Genomic DNA, 18911 nt, shown 5'->3' on the forward strand with positions numbered 1-18911 from the left:
AAATTCAACAAAAACAAAAATAATTTAATATGTTACAATCTAGGGAGTGCATAATTTGGACAGCAATCTGATAACACCTTTAACTGTTCTGCTATTAATTCTAGCAGCATTTATCATTTTCTTTATTTTAGTTGCAATTTTTTCACTAAAAATATCATGACGGCGCGGGCGTAAATGGCCTGAACAAAAACTGGTAAAGGCCTAAAAAAATACCAATAAAAGTTGGCGAATAGGCATTGCAGTTATAGGATTTTTTCTAGTGGGTATTGTTGCATTCTTCCTTTATTATATGTTAAAAAAACAACATCATATTTATGAAGACGCATTGATTGAACGAAATATTACTTTTGAGAAAATGGCCTGATAAAAGAACCTGTTACCATGTGTAGCAGGTTCTTTTGCATGCTTAGAACGAATCGTTTATACTGATTAAAAAAAGGTAGTGGTCTCAATGAATTTCGAGTTTACAACACAGCCTGATCCAACTGATATTGCTGACTTGAGAGCTATTTTGGCAGCATTTAATCAGAAACATTTTGAAACACTTGAACGTACAGAAATGGCGCTTTATGCGAAAGAAGAAGGCAGCTTGATTGGCGGTATTAATGGGTTCTCTTTGGAAATTGACTTGAAGTGGAGTATCTTGCCATAGCTGAAAATCATCGAGGCAACCGAATTGGTGAAAAATTACTTCATGATTTAGAACAACAGGCCATTTCACGCGGAGCTAAATTTTCGTTTATTTACACATTTGGTTTTCAGGCAAAAGATTTTTATAAGAAATATGGTTACCAAGAAGTGCTTACTTTAAAAGAATATCCTCTAACTGGCACGGAGCATTATTTAATAAAAAATCTCATAATGGAGTGAGCTGACTTGCTAAAATACGAATTAGTCAAAATGACTGATGATTTACCCGTTTGCTACATTGTCCATCACCAAGGTAAAAAAAATGTTGCCCCGCACTGGCATGAAGCACTTGAAATCAGCTATACAAAATGTGGTTCTATTCAGAATTTCTACATTGACGGTCAAAATTTCCAAACCTCTCCTGGAGACGTCCTGGTTATTAATTCCAACACGATTCATTCTGTCATAGGCAGTGACTTAGGTGAAAATATCGCACTGTCCATCATTTTCGATTATGCTTTTCTAAAAGAAATGATCCCAGACTATCCCAATCTTCATTTTCATTGTTACAATCGTCCACAAGATTATCAAAAGCCCGCCTATCAAAAACTCCAGTCTAGTCTTCAAAATTTCTTACAGCTCACAGAAACTTCGCAATCAATCTTATCAAAATTAAAAATGCGTTCATTGATTTTTGACATCTTAGCAGTGCTTTATGAGCATTTTTCTACGCGGCGAGTTTCTGATCCCAATGATAACCAAGCGATAGATTTTATCCGTCTGCGTAAAATTATTGATTTTATTGAAGAAAACTATATGAAAGAATTAAATGTTACATTAATTGCCAATCATTTTGATTTTTCTCCAGAATATTTCTCCCGCTTTTTCAAACAATACGTGGGAATCAATGTAAAAGACTATCTATTAATGATTCGACTGCAAAAAGCTTATTCCTATGTGGTCAATTCTGAAGAAAAAATGATCGATATTGCCTATCTCACTGGTTTTCCTAATGAAAAATCTTTCACGACGGCCTTCAAAAAGAGCTATCTGGAAACACCTTATCAATTCCGAAAAAAAAATAAGCTTAAACAATAGCCGTAAGTAAAAAAGCGATGCCGTCATAGATGCTATGAGTGATCCAGCTCGAAACAATTGACGGTTTTTTTTCTGCGCGTAAAAAGACATAATTAAAGATGATTCTAGGAACGACAAGAATCGATAAAACCTGCGTAACGTTCCATCCATATGTGCTCAAATGAAGTAAGGCAAAAATAATCGCGCATACTATTACACCGATGATTGTGGCTGTACGATTGCTTACATAAGAACGAAAAATCGCATAAACAACTAATAAAACAGCAATACTCAATATTTCTTCTCCAAAAAGCTGAATAAAATTCACTACCCACTGATACCACACCTGCGCACTCTCAGCTACTGGATTGCCAGTAATATTATTTTTTCCAACTATTAAAACAAACATAAATGAAACAGCAAAACCAATCACATTCGCGGCAACGGCCCAAAAAACTGCCTTTGTTGTCCCTTTCAATGTCAATCTTGAAAATAACGCGTGAAAACTGTCTTTATCTAGAAGAAACCATGCCATAACTGGGAAAATAGTGAAAATTAATTGTTTGATCATACCCGGAAGCGGATTGCCTATCATTGTTAACTGAAAAAAAGAAACTGCTACTACTAGTAATAAAATTGTATATTTCATAATAGGTTTTTCTTTAAAAAGTAATTTTTCCAACCAAAATCATCCTTCCATCATTATTTATGATAAAAATTTCTTGAAGGCTTTCCTTTCAGCCATTTTCTTATAATCGGTTGTAGGTTCTTCTGGTTGGTTATTTTTATATGTGAAAGCCAAGTTGGCGATTAGCATGATTAGTAAAACAATGACCACTACGCAAATGTATAGCCATATTCCAATAATTTCAAACACGGTAATATTGCTCAATATTGAACACCTCCTTTTTGATAACACTCATTCTAACAGTTTAACGCTTTAAAGTAAATAATTAATATATATTACATTTTTGTAAGGAGATTTTTAAATGTCAAAAAATGACGGTTTTGGCATTAAGAAATGACTTTTACCTGATAACCGGAAAAGTTAAAATAGCCACATAGAAAACGTTTTCTGAATGAACACTACTGCAAAAGGAGTGAGATGACTATGAAACAAAAAAATGGCCTTTTCAAAATATCTCTTCTGTCAATTTCCTTATTACTAATGGCTGGTCCCGCTATAGCTGCTACCATTCCTCTGATGGCTGAAACTTTTAAGAATCAATCGGCATCTTCCGTTGAACTGCTTTCGACTATTCCTAATTTCGGGATTATTCTGTTTGTTCTGGTCAGCAATTATCTTGTCAAGCTGATCGGTGATAAGAAAACGGTTCTCCTCGGCCTATCGATTGCTTTAATTTTCGGGCTCGTACCTGTTTTTTCCGAAAGTTATGGATTGATTCTGTTTTCCCGCTTCATGTTAGGTGCTGGTATTGGCTTGATCAATCCATTAGCCTATTCACTGATTACCCACTATTTTGTAGGAGAAGAACGTGCAACGATGCTTGGGTATCAGAATGCAGTGGGTTCAATCGGCAGTGCAGCACTTACCTTTATTGTTGGTCTGTTGGTGCAAGGCGGGTGGCACATGACATATCTAATCTATTTGGTTGCTGTTCCTGCGCTGCTTCTATTCGGCTTTTTTGTCCCAGAAACAAAATATACTGAAGCGGAAAAACCAGTTGCAAAAGAAGTAACTGCTGTAAAAAATAACAAGATTCATCCAAAAGTTTTTGGCTATTCACTCTTATCACTGCTGATCTTTGCCAGCTTTATGACACTGATCATCAAATTGTCAACATTTGCATCTGAAAGTGGTGTGGCGACAGTTGGGGAAGCCAGTATTATTTTAAGTCTTTCTACAGTGGCCGGGATTGTCAGCAGCCCACTTTTTGGCAAAATCTTTATGCGTCTCAAATTTTACACGCTATCAGTTGGTTTATTTATCATCGGCATCAGTTTTGTCGTAATTGCTTTGTCAACCAATTTATGGTTGTTAGGTCTGGGGGCGCTGATCGGCGGATTGGCTTTTGCACTCGTGACACCATATCTCTTCATGCAGGCTTCTCAGTATGCCGCGCCTGGACAGGATAATATTGTCTCGTCCGTTTTACTGGTGGGCATCAATATCGGTACCTTTATTGCACCATATTTTGCTGGAATGATTGGCATGCTGTTCAGCAACAATCAGGCCTACTTTGCGATTTTGATGAGTGGTATCATCTTGCTCACAACTGGCATTATTCATTTCCTTGTGGCTTCGTTTAATAAAAAATAGTGTTTGGAGGAATTCATGATGAAAAAAGAATGGAATGGTGACTATTTTATTAAATATGTTCCTGGATTGACGGATTCAGGCTATCTCGATCCGCGGGCAAAACAAGAAATTGAGAAAGGGAATGAAGCGGCTCAAATGGAAAATACGGCGGAACCCAGTTTGCAAGACATGCGTGATGCTATGGGCTGGCCGGCCGCACGCGATATTTCCAAACATCCGCTGACAATCACAGAACGGCAGACAGATCGCGGTGTGACCGTGAGGATTTATGAACGAGCCGACTTGTCCGGAAATGTCCCAGTACTGCTTTTCTTCCATGGTGGAGGATTTTTTGGCGGTTCACTCGATAATGTAGAAAATCCTTGTCGACTGTTGGCGGATCTGGATGAGTTGAAGGTCATTTCCGTGGATTATTCATTAGCTCCAGAAAGACCTTTTCCAAACGGTTTATTAGATTGCTATACAAGTATTGTTTGGGCCGTTTCACATGCTGGCGAACTTGGAATTGATCCTGACAATCTCTCTGTAGCAGGGGATTCGGCAGGAGGAAGCTTGAGTTTTGCCGTCTCACTCCTTGATCGGACACTCGGCACCTATTACATCAAAAATCAGGTTTTGATTTATCCGGCAACCATTTCACGCGGGGAAGAACGTTTCTGGGATTTATCAAATTTGAAAATGAAAGCCGATCAGGAGCTGATAACTGACTATATTCACGGTTTTGAGGCTTCGACTGATTTGGTCGATAAAATGTATGCTGAAAATATTCTACCGGAAAATCCTTTCATTTCAGCAGCAAAAACACCGCTTGACCAATTGGCAAAAATGCCGCGTACACTACTGGCGATTGGTGAATTTGATCCGCTTCGTGTTCAGGGAGAGATTCTTTTCCAACATTTGCAAGCAGCTGATGTGGACGTGACCTATCTTCGCTATAATGGCATGATTCATGCTTTTATGGACAAGGTTGGCGATTATGTGCAAGCGGCGGATCTTTTAGACGAGACGGTCAAGTTTATTTTGAAATAAAAAAATCCAGCAACTACCACTCTTAAAATGGTTTAGTTGCTGGATTTTTTGTTACTCAGTTTTTATTCAACATCATCTTCGCCCGGACCTTCTTCAAAGCTTTCATCCGGTACCTGTGTTTCTAAAATTTGATCGTCTTTGTTTGCTTCTTGCTCCTCAGCCAGCTCTTGTTCCTCGTCTTCTTTTGGAACGGTGGCGACAGTCGCAACTTTTTCGTCTTCATCAAGGCGGATCAATTTGACACCCATTGCGCTCCGGCCTGTTTGTGAGACTGTTTCAACTTCAAAGCGAATCAAGACGCCGCTAATTGTCATCAGCATGATATCTTCATCGCCTTTGACTGTTTTCATACCAACGAGATCGCCATTCTTAGCAGTGATTGAAACGGTTTTGACACCCATACCGCCACGACCGCGTAATGGATATTGATCGGCCGAGGTTTGTTTACCATAGCCTTTCTCGGTCACTACAAGCACTTTCTCGTCATCTTCGAGCACTTCCATACCAATTACCTCATCTTCTTCACGAAGCCGTATACCGCGCACTCCGGCCGCCGTACGACCCATCACACGAATATCTTCTTCCTTGAAGTAGATCGACTGACCATGTTTTGTGGCAATGATGATTTTTTTCGAGCCGTCTGTCAGCTGTACCGACATCAATTCATCATTTTCACGAAGATCAACTGCACGCAAACCGCTTTGACGGATATTCGCAAATTGTGCGAGCGACGTACGTTTCACCACACCATGTTTTGTCGTAAAGAACAGATAATTATCATCTTTGAATTCGCTCAGATTGATAACCGCATTAATCTGTTCCTGACTTTCAATGCCCAGCAGGTTGATGATTGGAATCCCTTTGGCAGTCCGACCGTATTCTGGAATTTCATAGCCTTTCGCCCGGTAAACTTTCCCTGTGTTGGTAAAGAACAGTAGGGTATCATGCGTGCTGGTCGCAATCAGATGTTCAACAAAGTCGTCTTCATGCGTGGACATCCCTTGAACGCCTCGACCACCACGATTTTGAGCACGATAGGTTGAAAGTGGAAGACGTTTGATGTAACCTTTTTTCGTCAAAGTGATGACGACTTCTTCTTGTGCAATCAAATCTTCATCTTCAATGCTGACTAAATCACCTGTCAAAATCTCTGTACGACGTTTGTCAGAAAATTTATCTTTGATTTCTTCTAATTCTTCACGAATGATTTGCAGAATACGTTCACCATCAGCCAAAATTGCTTTCAAATCTGTAATCAAGGCCATTAGATTTTGATATTCTTCTTCGATTTTTTCGCGTTCCAAACCTGTCAAACGTTGGAGACGCATATCGAGAATAGCTTGAGCTTGTTTTTCCGAAAGCTGGAACTGCGTCATCAAGCCTTCTTTAGCCATATCCGTCGTTTTAGAACCGCGGATAAGGGCGATGACTGCATCAATATTATCTAGTGCAATCCGCAAACCTTCCAAAATATGTGCGCGTGCTTCTGCTTTGCGCAATTCAAATTCTGTCCGGCGGCGAATAACAACTTTTTGATGTTCCAAGTAGTAGTAAAGGATTTCCTTCAAGTTCAACACTTTTGGATGGCTGCCGACCAGTGCCAGCATATTGATACCGAAAGTCGTTTGCAATGCGGTCATTTTGTAAAGATTATTGACGATGACACTTGCACTGATATCACGACGAACTTCTATCACGATACGCATACCGGAACGGTCAGATTCATCGTTCAAATCAGTAATGCCGTCAATTTTCTTTTCACGCGCCAGTTCGGCAATCCGTTCGATAAGACGTGCCTTGTTTACCTGATAAGGAAGTTCAGTAATGATGATTGTTTCTTTACCATTTTTCTTTTCTTCAATATCAACACGTGCACGTACAGTGATTGAACCGCGACCTGTTTCATAAGCACGGCGAATTCCGCTTCTTCCCATGATCATCCCAGCAGTAGGGAAGTCTGGTCCTGGAATGTATTCCATTAGTTCACGAATCGTGATTTCAGGATTATGTGTTAATGCCAATACGCCATCAATGATTTCACCGAGATTGTGTGTAGGAATATTGGTTGCCATACCAACGGCAATCCCTGATGAACCATTAACAAGCAGGTTTGGGAAACGTGCTGGCAGGATGGCCGGTTCTTTTTCCGAACCATCATAGTTGTCCACATAGTCGATCGTATCTTTATTGATGTCACGCAGTAGTTCCATCGAGATTTTCGACATTCTGGCTTCCGTATAACGCATGGCAGCCGCTTGGTCTCCATCGACCGACCCAAAGTTACCGTGTCCATCTACAAGCATGTACCGGTAGCTGAAATCTTGTGCCATCCGAACCATTGTGTAGTAAACTGCACTGTCACCATGCGGGTGATATTTACCAATAACTTCACCGACAATACGTGCCGATTTTTTATAGGCTTTATCGGAAGTCATCCCCAAATCGTTCATCGCATAAAGAATACGACGGTGAACTGGTTTAAGGCCATCACGAACATCTGGAAGTGCACGCGCTACAATAACGCTCATCGCATAATCCAAGAATGAATCGCGCATTTCCTTGTTTAAATTAACTTCTGTAATTCTTTGATTTGGTGTTTCTGCCATTTTCAGCGAAACCTCCCTTTCCGATTTTTGAGACGTTCAATCTCAAAGTTCCCGTTATGTAGGGGATGCTGCACAAAATATATCTGCAGCATCATACGATTATTTCCCGGGTAATAATTGATTAAATATCAAGATTTTTCACGTACTGGGCATTATCTTCAATGAATTTACGGCGCGGCTCAACACGATCACCCATTAACATTTCAAAGGTTTCATCGGCATCAATTGCGTCGCTGATACTTACTTGAAGCAGGGTACGATTTTCGGGATTCATTGTCGTATCCCACAATTGTTCAGGATTCATTTCACCCAAACCTTTATAACGTTGAATCGAATACTTCTCACCATCTAGCTGTGACAGATAAGCTTCAAGCTGTGCATCACTATATACATATTCAACCTGTTTGCCGTGCTTGATTTGATAAAGCGGCGGCTGTGCAATGTAGACGTAGCCAGCATCAACAAGCGGACGCATATAACGATAGAACAGCGTCAACAGAAGGGTACGAATGTGCGCACCATCGACATCGGCATCGGTCATGATAATCAGTTTGTGGTAGCGTGCTTTCGCAACATCAAAATCGCCGCCAAAACCTGTCCCCATTGCCGTAAAGATTGTCCGGATTTCTTCATTGGCTAGAATTCTATCCAAACGCGCTTTTTCGACGTTCAAAATCTTACCACGAATTGGCAGGATAGCTTGGAAAAGACGGTCACGACCTTGTTTGGCAGAACCGCCGGCCGAATCACCCTCAACGATGTAAAGTTCGCTGATTTCAGGATTACGAGAAGAACAGTCAGCTAGTTTGCCTGGCAAGCTGGAAATTTCCAATCCGCTCTTCTTACGTGCAACTTCACGGGCACGTTTAGCTGCAAGTCGCGCACGAGCCGCTGTGACACCCTTCTCGACGATTTTTTTACTAACGTCAGGGTTCTCCATCATAAACTTATTCAAAGCCTCTGAGAATAGCTTATCTGTGATTGAGCGAGCTTCTGAATTTCCAAGCTTGGTTTTCGTCTGACCTTCAAATTGCGGATCTGGATGCTTCACTGAAATGATCGCTGTCAAGCCTTCACGAACATCTTCACCGCTCAAATTATCGTCACTATCTTTAAAGAGCTTGTTACGGCGCGCATAATCATTAATCACACGTGTCAGTGCCGTCTTAAAGCCCGATTCATGCGTCCCGCCTTCATAGGTATGGATATTATTTGCAAAGGAAATGATGTTGCTGGAGAAGCCGGTGTTATATTGCATCGACACTTCTACCATGATTCCATCACGTTCGCCCTCAATGTAGATTGGTTCATCATGAATCAATTCTTTAGAGCGGTTCAAATGCTCTACATAGGACTTGATTCCGCCTTCATAGTGGTAATCTTGGCGTACCTTATGATCTTCGCGTTTATCTTCAATGGAAATTTGCAAACCGCGGTTTAGGAAAGCCAGTTCACGTGTCCGTGTCCGCAGAGTTTCATAATCAAACGCTGTTGTTTCGGTGAAAATTTGAGGGTCTGGAGTGAAATGAACAATCGTTCCACGGAAATCCGTTTCGCCTTGTTCTTCCATATCCATCTCTACATTCCCGCGTTTAAAACGTTGATAATATTTCTTGCCTTCACGATGTACATAGACTTCAAGCTCTGTGGAAAGGGCGTTGACAACCGAGGCCCCCACACCGTGCAAACCACCTGAAACTTTGTATCCACCGCCGCCAAATTTACCACCGGCATGTAGAACGGTAAAAATAACTTCGACTGTTGGACGTCCGATTTTTTCATTGATACCGGTTGGAATACCACGCCCATTATCCGTTACTGTAATACTATTATCTTTTTCGATGACAATTTCGATTTCTGTACAAAAGCCGGCAAGAGCTTCGTCGATCGCATTATCTACTATTTCCCAAACTAGATGGTGCAGGCCGCGTTGACTCGTCGAACCAATGTACATACCCGGCCGTTTCCGAACCGCTTCAAGGCCTTCAAGGACCTGAATATTGCTTTCATCATAGTCGGAAGCATTTGCCTGTACATTCGTAATATTTTCTTCTGACATGTATTTATCCACCGCACTTTCCTTTTTTCATAAAAAATATATCAACCTAAAAATTACTAGGATTTTTTAACCGTACCTTGTTCTACTTGAAAAGTTGTTGCCCGATTAAGTGTTTCATGGTCGATCCCGCTGACATTCGTCGTTGTAACAAAAGTTTGAACCTTTCCCTGAATCGCACCTAGAAGATGGGATTGCCGGTAATCATCCAGCTCGCTTAGAACATCATCCAGAAGAAGCAACGGATATTCGCCCGTTTCTTCATGGATCAAATCAATTTCAGCCAATTTGACTGAGAGGGCGGTCGTTCGCTGCTGTCCCTGTGAACCAAACACCTGAACATTTTGCCCATTAATATAAAATAGAGAATCATCCCGATGCGGTCCAATCAGCGTTACCCCACGGTCGATTTCTCTCTGCCGGATTGATTCCATTTTTTCCAGTAGTTCTTCCTGCTGCTTTTGCCGCTCCAAACCATCTGTCAAAATAACAGAAGGCTTATACGCTAGCTTCAAAGTTTCGAGTCCGCGTGTAATCTCCTGATGAATTGGTGCTGCATAACTTTCAAGTCTTTCGATAAAGCCTTTTCTTCGTTCTGTCAGCTTGATGGCTACCTCTGCAAACTGCTCCGTCAAAATTGAAAGCATGACAGGATCATATTTTTTCTTGAGCTGCGCCATCTTTAAATACTGATTTCGCTGATGCAGAATGCGCTGATATTGGCTAAGATCATGTAAATACACCGGCTGCATTTGACCGATTTCCATATTGATAAATCGACGTCTGACGCCTGGTGCTCCTTTGACGAGCGAAAGATCTTCCGGTGCAAACATCACGACATTCAAATGCCCGACATATTGACTCAATTTCTTTTGCTCGAGATGATTCACTTTTGCCTTTTTCCCTTTAGTGGTGATGCTTAGTTCGAGAGGGACCGATTGATTATTTTTCAAAATTCGTCCTTCGATTTTGGCCGCTTCATTTTCCCACTGAATAAAATCTTTATCATTCGTCGTTCGGTGCGACTTGGCAAGCGCCAGCATCAGGATAGCTTCTAGGAGGTTTGTTTTTCCTTGCGCATTTTCACCGAGAAAAACATTGACGTGCGGATCGAAATCGAGAGAAAGTTCCTCATAATTACGAAAATGACGCAAAACCAGATTTTCTAACAACATTTTTTCAGATCCTCACAATCAGGATAGTTCGATTTTAACTTTTCCTTTTCCGGGAATTAAAACGACATCTCCATTTCTCAGTTTACGTCCACGGCGATTATCCTGCTCGCCATTGATATAAATCGGATGCTCGCTTAAAAAGGCTTTTGCCATGCCGCCGCTTTGTACAACATCTGTCATTTGTAAAAGCTGCCCAAGTGTTATGAATTCACGATCAATTTTTACTACTTCAGCCAAAATGTCACACCCATTCTTTTTTATCACTACCTTCTATTTTACTAAAGTTTCTCTAATAATACAAAGAATATTTTCATATATCCGCGTTATTCGCTTTTTTCGTCAAAATAATGGGGGGATACTATTTTTAACCAAAAATTAAAATAACGCCTTCTCAGACGTTATTTTAAAAAATACCTATTTTGTAATGACTGCTTTTTTACGCCAAGCGCCTGATTTGTAACGCCACACACCAAGTGCGGCAGCTGTTACCCATGCGACGGGTGTAGCCCACCATAATCCGGCATAGCCCATGACCATCGATAAAGCAAAACCAATCACCAAACGGGAAACTAACTCAAAAATCCCCATCAGAAGTGGCACTAAGGCATCCCCAGTCCCACGAAGCGTTTCACGGACAACGAAAAGGACGCCGACGACCACATAGAAGAACGACACGATATGCAGATAGCCTACGCCGATTTGCAAGACTTCTGTTTCACTTGCATCTACGAATAATAATAAAAATTGCTTGGAAAACAGCTGAACCAGAATCGTCATGACAATACTAACTGCCGTGACAACTTTAAGTCCTGACCAAAAGCCTTTGCGCACGCGGTCGATTTTTCCAGCGCCGACATTTTGACCGGCAAACATCGAACTGGCTGCACCAAATGCGATTCCCGGCTGATAAGTAAGGGAGTCAATTCTGCTTGCAGCTGTATAGGCCGCGACAACAGAAGGGCCAAAGCCATTGATCAGACTTTGAATGGCCATATTGCCGATCGATATAAACGAACCTTGAAGGCCGGATGGAAGGCCAATCCGAATCATTTCTTTCAAAAGTGGCGGATAGAGCTTGAATTTTTTTAATTCAATCCGCATAAACGGCACATGTCGATAAGCATAATAGATACAGGCAATAGCTGCAAAAAGCTGTGAACAGACGGTCGCTAAAGCCGCACCGCGCACGCCGCCTCCCCAAGCTACAACAAAAAGAAAATCCAACGCAATATTGACAACAGATGAAAAAATCAAAAATAAAAGCGGTGTAATTGAATTTCCAAGCGCCCGAAGAATTGCAGCGATCCCATTGTAGAGCGCCATTGGCAGGATACCGATGAACAGCGTGGAAAGAAATATGTAGGAATCATCCATAATCTCTTGTGGTGTTCTAAGCAGTATGAGGAGTGGCTTGGCAAGAAGCAGCCCCAATATTGTAAACACCACTGCTGCAATGACAACTGCATAGGTTGCTGTAGAAATGACTTCTTTCAATCGATCAAAATCTTTAAACCCAAAATATTGTGAAACTACAACTGAAATCCCACTCATCAGTCCGATTATCAGAGATACCATAAAAAAATTGATTGAATTGGTGGCCCCAACAGCTGCTAATGCGTCAACGCTGACAAATTTCCCCACGATCATCGCGTCAATCATCGTATAAAACTGTTGAAATAAGTTGCCGATCAACATGGGCATCGCAAAATAAAAAATCGTTTTTGTCGGATTCCCAGTTGTCATATCTTTCATCAAGTGTCTTGCACCTCTCTTTTTGCATAATTATACATAACGTATAAATTGTGATTGTGAAATTTCACAACCTGCTGTACTGTAACAGCTTCCCCCTCTATATTCAAGCAAAAAAGACCCGCTAAAATAGCGGATCTTCGCTTTGTGATTAGTAAGTACGAACAGGTGTGATCAGCTGTAGAATCTCATTTGGAGCAGCTGCATCTCGTGGCCGCAATACGAATGGCCGCATTGTACCCGCGAAGGAAATTTGAATATCATCGCCTTCAAATGCACGCAGGGCATCCATCATATATTTACCGTTGAATGAAATTTTTAGATCTTCACCTGTAAAGCTTTGGCTGAACAGTTTTTCAGAGACATTCCCAATTTCCGGTGAGTTAGAGGAAACCTCCACTTGGCCATTATCAAGTGTCGTAAGTTTGATGACATTATTACGATTCTCCCGTGCCAGTAGGGAAGCACGATCAATGGCTTGTAGGAAAGATTTAGCATTGATTACGAGTTCCGATTTCGTATCTGTTGGAATCAGACGGGATGTATCTGGGTAGCTGCCTTCCAGTAAGCGGGAATAGAACAGCAAATCTTTTAATTTGAACAGAATTTGATTGCTGGCAAGCACCATTTCAATGGATTCTGTCGCTTCATCAAGAATTTTGTTCAATTCAGATAGGCTTTTTCCTGGAATAACGATATTGTATTCTTCGCCAACTTCTGATTCAAGCGGGATTTCCCGTAATGCAAGACGGTGACTGTCTGTTGCTACTGCAGTAAGGACGTTGTTTTTGATGATCCAGTTGACACCAGTTAAAACAGGGCGAACTTCAATAGCTGAAACAGCGAAAACCGTTTGGCGAATGATATTTTTAAGCACATTGATTGGAATTAGAATTTTCTTCCCATCAGAGACTTCTGGAAGTTTAGGATATTCCATTACATCCAGACCATTTAATGTGAAAAAGGCTTGTCCTGAACGGATATTGGTTTGATTATTGGTTGTTACTTCGATTTCAACATTTTCATCAGGTAAACGACGAACGATGTCTCCAAAGTATTTGGATTGTAAAACAATACCGCCAAAAGATTCTACTTCTACTAAGACTTCATCATTTTCAATCAAAGGGATAAATGCCTCGATAGAAATATCGGAGTCACTACCGGTTAAGGTTACCCCTTCATCATTTACAACAATCTTGATCCCCGTAAGAATTGGAATTGTTGTTCTGGATGAAATGGCGCGTGTCACTTCATTGACTGCTTGCACTAAACGGTCGCGTTGAATTACAAATTTCATGAGTATCCTCCAGTATCTTTATTTTTTTCAAAAACATATAAGTAAGTAAGTTAAAAATCGTAATAATAGTAATAGGCGTTGTGGATTTGTGGATAAGTGATTGAAAGCCATCAGCAGAAAAGTTTTCCACATGTTGATAACTTGTTGATAAGTTTGTACCGGTTATCCACAATACCCACAATTGGAATGAAATCTATAATCCACTCTTGCGTAGATTTTTTTCGATTTCAGCAATATCATTTTTTAAAACTTGATCGTTTTTGACCATTTGACTGATTTTTTCATGGGCATGGATAACAGTTGTATGATCACGTCCGCCAAATTCATCGCCGATTTTCGGAAGAGAAGCATCCGTTAATTCGCGAGACATGTACATGGCAATTTGACGTGGAAAAGCAATACTTTTCGTTCGTTTTTTTGCTTTGAAATCTTCTAGACGGATATGGAAATATTCGCCAACTGCTTCCTGAATATCTTTAATGGTAATCACGGTTGATTTTGAATTTGGAATGATGTCTTTGAGCGCTTCGGCTGCAAGACCCGCCGTAATATCTTTATTGACGAGTGACGAATAGGCAACGACACGAATCAGGGCACCTTCCAGTTCGCGAATGTTGCTATCAATTTGATTGGCGATGTAAAGCATGACTTCATTGGGAATATCAAGCCCGTCAGCTTTTGCTTTTTTACGCAAAATTGCGATTCTGGTTTCGAGATCTGGCGGTGTGATGTCTGTGATGAGTCCCCATTCAAAGCGGGAACGAAGCCGATCTTCAAGTGTGGGAATTTCTTTTGGTGGTCGGTCACTAGAGATGATGATTTGTTTTTCTTCATCGTAAAGCGCATTAAATGTATGGAAAAATTCTTCCTGCGTACCTTCTTTACCTGCCAAAAATTGGATATCATCAATTAAAAGCACATCGACATTCCGATATTTTGTGCGAAATTCTTCGGTTTTATTGTCACGAATCGAGCTGATAAACTCATTCGTGAATTTTTCACTTGATAAATACATGACTTGGGCATTTTTTTTATGCTGTAACACGTAATGACCGACTGCATGCATTAAGTGAGTTTTCCCTAAGCCGACACCACCATAAATAAATAGCGGGTTGTAAGCTTTGGCGGGTGCTTCGGCGACTGCTAATGATGCTGCATGGGCAAAACGATTGCCAGAACCAATAACGAATGTATCAAATACGTAGCGGGGATTTAATTTATTATTGGTATTTTCAGGGTCATTTTCATCATGAATTTTTCGTGCTTCAGGCGTAGGAGGTGTATACCCAATGTCCTCTTGTTCACCGTCTATAAAACGAATCTCATAAGTTGTGCCGGTTATTTCTTGCAGAATGTTGGAAATAAATTGCGTATAGCTTTTTTCGAGCCAGTCGCGTACAAAATTATTTGGCGCGGAAATAATGAAGGTGTTTCCTTCAAGTGAATGGGCGGTCGTAGATTTCATCCAAGTATCGTAACTTGGCTTGCTCATGTTTTTCTTTACAATTGCAAGGGCTTCCTGCCAAATATCTTCTATGGACTGCAATAGACTCCCTCCTTTTTTAAAACGTAATAAGTTATCCACAGGTAAAAAAACAGTGGATAAGCTTATCCAAATGGTGTTAAAAAAATATCCACAACCTAATTATGTTTTGTGGATAACTTTATTTTTCCCCAAGGTATATTCTATTTGACAGAAAATATAATATCAGAAAAGTGCTTTAATAGCAAGGACTTTCAAAATTTGTTAACATTTTTATCCAGATGTGGAAAAAAGTTGTCCACAGTAGGTTAGCATGTGAATAACTTGTTAATATCCAGTTGATAAAAAGAAACGCCTAAAATCAATTATCCACAGCCATTTGTTTATAACTCACAGGTAATTGTGAATAACTTTGCGGGTTAGCTAAAAGTTATCCACAGGAGTAGAAATGCAATTAACACCTTTACTAGAATGACTGTGATAAAATATATGTAGTCTAACGGGGATGGTGTAGAGCAATGAGATTTCAGCGATTGATTAATACGAGAGATTTAGAATTTTATCGAGTCATTCAAAATGGGGATGTTGAGGATGTTTTCGGTTATTTGCTGATTTTTGATAAAAGAGGGCCGGCTGTACTGCGTGATTTTACCGTCTTTTTTAAAAGTCATATGAAAGAAGAAATTTTTGCAAAGAGTGTGAAGGAAAATCATGTGTATGCAATGTTTTTTCATTTTACGGATTTGGAAGAGGAGTCTGAAATACCAAAATTCACGAAGGTGGTTCGCTTTATTGAGGATCTATTGGAATTTAAACCGAGAATCAGCTATTATATAGATAATTTTTTAATCGACCAAAAATTGGAATTTGAGTTTCCGCATGAATATCAGAAAATTGGTCAATTTGCAGAGCAGTTGGTGAGAATTTCCGGGCGGGATATACCTGTTCCTAAAACGACGAAACAAAAATACTTATATTTATCTCAATAAATTTTTGAAAAAAGGTTTTTCTCCTCTTCAAAATATGGTATGATTATGAGCGGAGTTTCTTATTAAGTATAGGAATTCTATTGACAAATACCGTAATTTTACGTACAATATCTAAGACTGTCTAATAGATTTTATTCGATTGGACCCTTTTATGGGAGGTGTAACAATGAAAAGAACATATCAACCAAGCAAGCGTAAAAGAAAAAAAGTACATGGTTTCCGTTCTCGTATGAGTTCTAAAAACGGCCGCAGAGTACTAGCATCACGCCGTCGTAAAGGAAGAAAAGTATTATCTGCGTAGACCACTGAAAAAGACTCAGTGGTTTTTTTTGTTTAAATGGTAGTATTTTAGGGGGAATAGCTACTTTCCCCCCTGAAAACCCACTAGATTATGAGCGGAAGATGAGGACTATAATGAAAAAAGAATATCGAATCAAAAAAAATGATGATTTTCAGCGCGTTTTTAGAAAGGGAAAATCGGTTGCGAATCGTCAGTTTGTTATTTATACCTTTAAAAGAGGGGATAACGATCATTTTCGTATCGGTCTTTCTGTCAGTAAGAAAATTGGAAACGCTGTCTGCCGAAATCGTATTAAGCGTTGTATTAGACAGGCTTTTCATGAGCTGGAAGAAGAATTGACGCAGGGAAATGACTATATTATTATCGCCAGAAAACCGGCGGCCAATATGGATTTTCATGAAATTAAGAAGAGTTTGGTGCATGTACTTAAGATCGCTCGTGTGTTAAAGCGAAAATCGAAAAACACTTCAAAATGAGTGGAAATTACAAACAGGCGGAATTGGAGGTTACATCATTTGAAAAAAAGGAAACAATTCAAGAAAAAGATCTTGATTGCTGGATTGATCGTTGCACTGATGGCAATTCTAACAGGGTGCGGCTATTCGACTGATCCGGTGACAGCTGATTCGCCAGGAATTTGGAGCCATTATATTGTTTATCCGCTTTCGTGGGTGATCACTTGGTTTGCAAATTTATTCGGTGGCGACTATGCACTGGGTATTATTATCGTAACGATTTTAGTTCGACTGCTTATTTTGCCGTTGTCTGTTAAACAGATCAAGAGTCAAAAAGCTATGACAAAGCTACAGCCGAAGATGAAAGAACTTCAGGCAAAATATTCTTCCAAGGATAATGAAACGAAACAGAAATTACAACAGGAAACAATGCGTCTCTATCAGGAGAATAGTGTTAACCCGATGATGGGCTGTTTACCGCTCATTATTCAAATGCCTATTTTGATGGGATTCTATCAGGCGATTTATCGGACGCAGGATATCTTTACAGGTCATTTCTTATGGATGACGCTTGGTAATCCAGATCCGTTCTACATTTTGCCGATAATTGCTGCGATTACGACATTCTTATCTTCAAAAGTATCCATGATGGGGCAAACTCAGCAAAACAAATCAATGGCGGCGATTATTTATGTGATGCCGGTTATGATTTTCATTATGGCGTTAACAATGCCGAGTGCGCTGGCTTTATACTGGATCGTCGGTAACTTATTTACAATCGGACAAACTTTGGTGTTCAATAATCCATTTAAAGCGAGACGTGAACAAGCAGCCGCTGAGGAAGCGATTGTTGAGGAGGCACGTCTTAAGAAAAAAGCATCAAATATGAAAGCATCGAAAAAAGGAGGTAAGAAGAGAAAGTGAGAGATATAACTGCACAAGGTCAAACTGTTGAAGAAGCTATTGAAAATGCACTTCGCGAATTAGATACCACACGTGATAAAGTTGAAGTGGAGATCATGGACGAAGGGAAAAAAGGTATTTTTGGTATTGGTTCCCGCTTGGCCATGGTTAAGGTTATTGAAAAAGAAGACGGTATTCAAAATGCAGTCGCGTATCTACTGGATGTGTCGACAAAAATGGGTGCTCAGATCTCGATTGACATGAAAGAAGACGGTAAAGATGTTCACTTGCAAATAACAGGTAATAATTTGGGGCTTTTGATTGGCAAACATGGTCAAACACTGAACGCGCTCCAATATTTGACACAGCTGATTGCGAACAAGGGCAGTGAACAGTACCGTAATATCATTGTGAATGTGGGAGATTACCGGGAACGCCGCTTTGAAACTCTTTCTAATCTTGCTAAAAAAATGGCGGATAAGGCGATCAAAACGCGTCGTCCGGTTCATTTGGAGCCAATGCCTTCTTTTGAACGTAAAATTATCCATGCGATTCTGAGTGAAAATGAAAGAATTGAAACACATTCGGAGGGACGCGATCCTTACCGGTATGTGGTGATCAAATCTGCTAAATAAATAGTGAAAAACTGGCTGCCTGTTAGTAGGTGGTCAGTTTTTTTGTTTGGAAGATAAAAATTAGTGAAGGATTTTTATCTTCTTTTTTTGTGCCTAGAAATGGCGGGATAAGAAATTTTACCTGTTTCCATTAAAATAAAAGCAGTCGGCAAAGGGGCTGCTTGCTAAGATAGGGAGGAGTCATGGAGGGAAGTGAATGCAATCGGGCATTGTAAGCGCTGTTTTGGAGAGGGGCAGTTTTTTGA

The 18911-nt window shown here is 40.2% G+C and carries 18 protein-coding genes and 1 pseudogene; 10 read left to right on the forward strand and 9 right to left on the reverse strand.

The annotated features are described in order from the left end of the window. Positions 1–451: 451 nt before the first annotated feature. From CS921_RS03405 to CS921_RS03415, 3 genes are read left to right on the forward strand one after another with little or no spacing between them, the layout of a single operon-like run. On the forward strand, positions 452–652 hold the full coding sequence (locus CS921_RS03405; protein WP_099221652.1) for a hypothetical protein: 201 nt from the start codon (positions 452–454) through the stop codon (positions 650–652). Continuing rightward, positions 634–870 (forward strand): GNAT family N-acetyltransferase, encoded by a 237-nt coding sequence (locus CS921_RS03410; protein ID WP_099221653.1) that lies wholly within the window; start codon positions 634–636, stop codon positions 868–870. Before CS921_RS03405 ends, CS921_RS03410 begins: the two co-directional genes overlap by 19 nt. Before the next feature lie 6 nt (positions 871–876). Continuing rightward, entirely contained in the window at positions 877–1728 is an 852-nt protein-coding gene (locus CS921_RS03415; protein WP_099221654.1) for an AraC family transcriptional regulator, read from the forward strand. Here the strand turns inward: CS921_RS03415 and CS921_RS03420 are convergent. Further along, complete coding sequence (locus tag CS921_RS03420; RefSeq protein ID WP_099221655.1) at positions 1718–2389, reverse strand: CPBP family glutamic-type intramembrane protease; 672 nt, start codon at positions 2387–2389, stop codon at positions 1718–1720. The two genes, CS921_RS03415 and CS921_RS03420, sit on opposite strands and share 11 nt — an antisense overlap. Before the next feature lie 24 nt (positions 2390–2413). Next, positions 2414–2599: a hypothetical protein gene (locus CS921_RS03425; RefSeq protein ID WP_099221656.1), complete on the reverse strand. Its 186-nt coding sequence runs from the start codon at positions 2597–2599 to the stop codon at positions 2414–2416. A gap of 219 nt (positions 2600–2818) precedes the next feature. Between CS921_RS03425 and CS921_RS03430 the strand changes: the two genes are divergently transcribed. Together CS921_RS03430 and CS921_RS03435 are read left to right on the forward strand one after the other, a co-directional pair. Then, positions 2819–3988, forward strand: coding sequence for an MFS transporter (locus CS921_RS03430; protein ID WP_162921681.1), 1170 nt, complete (start codon positions 2819–2821; stop codon positions 3986–3988). A gap of 18 nt (positions 3989–4006) precedes the next feature. Then, on the forward strand, positions 4007–5017 hold the full coding sequence (locus tag CS921_RS03435) for an alpha/beta hydrolase (protein WP_162921682.1): 1011 nt from the start codon (positions 4007–4009) through the stop codon (positions 5015–5017). 62 nt (positions 5018–5079) lie between these two features. Here CS921_RS03435 and gyrA read toward each other — a convergent pair whose 3' ends face one another. From gyrA to dnaA, 7 genes and pseudogenes are all read right to left on the reverse strand, one after another. After that, positions 5080–7623 carry a DNA gyrase subunit A gene (gyrA, locus tag CS921_RS03440; protein WP_099221659.1) on the reverse strand — a complete coding sequence of 848 codons (2544 nt, stop codon included), beginning with the start codon at positions 7621–7623 and terminating at the stop codon, positions 5080–5082. A gap of 121 nt (positions 7624–7744) precedes the next feature. Continuing rightward, positions 7745–9682: a DNA topoisomerase (ATP-hydrolyzing) subunit B gene (gyrB, locus tag CS921_RS03445; RefSeq protein WP_099221660.1), complete on the reverse strand. Its 1938-nt coding sequence runs from the start codon at positions 9680–9682 to the stop codon at positions 7745–7747. Positions 9683–9738: 56 nt separating this feature from the next. Further along, positions 9739–10854, reverse strand: a complete 1116-nt coding sequence (gene recF, locus CS921_RS03450) for a DNA replication/repair protein RecF (RefSeq protein WP_099221661.1) — start codon at positions 10852–10854, stop codon at positions 9739–9741. Positions 10855–10872: 18 nt separating this feature from the next. Next, complete coding sequence (gene yaaA, locus CS921_RS03455) at positions 10873–11091, reverse strand: S4 domain-containing protein YaaA (RefSeq protein ID WP_099221662.1); 219 nt, start codon at positions 11089–11091, stop codon at positions 10873–10875. Positions 11092–11268: 177 nt separating this feature from the next. Further along, a pseudogene (locus tag CS921_RS03460) lies at positions 11269–12612 on the reverse strand (MATE family efflux transporter); the annotation flags it as partial. Between the two features lie 142 nt (positions 12613–12754). Next, positions 12755–13900, reverse strand: coding sequence for a DNA polymerase III subunit beta (gene dnaN / locus CS921_RS03465; RefSeq protein WP_099221664.1), 1146 nt, complete (start codon positions 13898–13900; stop codon positions 12755–12757). Positions 13901–14093: 193 nt separating this feature from the next. After that, the gene (gene dnaA, locus CS921_RS03470) at positions 14094–15446 is read right to left on the reverse strand and encodes a chromosomal replication initiator protein DnaA (RefSeq protein WP_099221665.1); all 1353 of its coding nucleotides are present in this window, start codon (positions 15444–15446) and stop codon (positions 14094–14096) included. Between the two features lie 455 nt (positions 15447–15901). Between dnaA and CS921_RS03475 the strand changes: the two genes are divergently transcribed. From CS921_RS03475 to jag, 5 genes are all read left to right on the forward strand, one after another. Further along, entirely contained in the window at positions 15902–16372 is a 471-nt protein-coding gene (locus tag CS921_RS03475) for a hypothetical protein (RefSeq protein ID WP_099221666.1), read from the forward strand. Between the two features lie 166 nt (positions 16373–16538). Further along, positions 16539–16673, forward strand: coding sequence for a 50S ribosomal protein L34 (gene rpmH, locus CS921_RS03480; RefSeq protein ID WP_003756795.1), 135 nt, complete (start codon positions 16539–16541; stop codon positions 16671–16673). 113 nt (positions 16674–16786) lie between these two features. Further along, positions 16787–17149: a ribonuclease P protein component gene (gene rnpA / locus CS921_RS03485; protein ID WP_099221667.1), complete on the forward strand. Its 363-nt coding sequence runs from the start codon at positions 16787–16789 to the stop codon at positions 17147–17149. 39 nt (positions 17150–17188) lie between these two features. After that, the gene (yidC, locus tag CS921_RS03490) at positions 17189–18052 is read left to right on the forward strand and encodes a membrane protein insertase YidC (protein WP_099221668.1); all 864 of its coding nucleotides are present in this window, start codon (positions 17189–17191) and stop codon (positions 18050–18052) included. Beyond that, complete coding sequence (gene jag, locus CS921_RS03495; protein WP_099221669.1) at positions 18049–18666, forward strand: RNA-binding cell elongation regulator Jag/EloR; 618 nt, start codon at positions 18049–18051, stop codon at positions 18664–18666. Before yidC ends, jag begins: the two co-directional genes overlap by 4 nt. Positions 18667–18911 lie beyond the last annotated feature (245 nt).

It is taken from the genome of Listeria costaricensis, from assembly GCF_900183385.1.
In the GTDB taxonomy this organism is placed as follows: Bacteria; Bacillota; Bacilli; order Lactobacillales; family Listeriaceae; genus Listeria; species Listeria costaricensis.

Coding starts and splice junctions, on each gene's coding strand:
- CS921_RS03405 (WP_099221652.1), top strand. CDS start 452: ATGAATTTCGAGTTTACAACACAGCCTGATCCAACTGATATTGCTGAC.
- CS921_RS03430 (WP_162921681.1), top strand. CDS start 2,819: ATGAAACAAAAAAATGGCCTTTTCAAAATATCTCTTCTGTCAATTTCC.
- CS921_RS03435 (WP_162921682.1), top strand. CDS start 4,007: ATGAAAAAAGAATGGAATGGTGACTATTTTATTAAATATGTTCCTGGA.
- gyrA (WP_099221659.1), bottom strand. CDS start 7,623: ATGGCAGAAACACCAAATCAAAGAATTACAGAAGTTAATTTAAACAAG.
- gyrB (WP_099221660.1), bottom strand. CDS start 9,682: ATGTCAGAAGAAAATATTACGAATGTACAGGCAAATGCTTCCGACTAT.
- recF (WP_099221661.1), bottom strand. CDS start 10,854: ATGTTGTTAGAAAATCTGGTTTTGCGTCATTTTCGTAATTATGAGGAA.
- dnaN (WP_099221664.1), bottom strand. CDS start 13,900: ATGAAATTTGTAATTCAACGCGACCGTTTAGTGCAAGCAGTCAATGAA.
- CS921_RS03475 (WP_099221666.1), top strand. CDS start 15,902: ATGAGATTTCAGCGATTGATTAATACGAGAGATTTAGAATTTTATCGA.
- rpmH (WP_003756795.1), top strand. CDS start 16,539: ATGAAAAGAACATATCAACCAAGCAAGCGTAAAAGAAAAAAAGTACAT.
- rnpA (WP_099221667.1), top strand. CDS start 16,787: ATGAAAAAAGAATATCGAATCAAAAAAAATGATGATTTTCAGCGCGTT.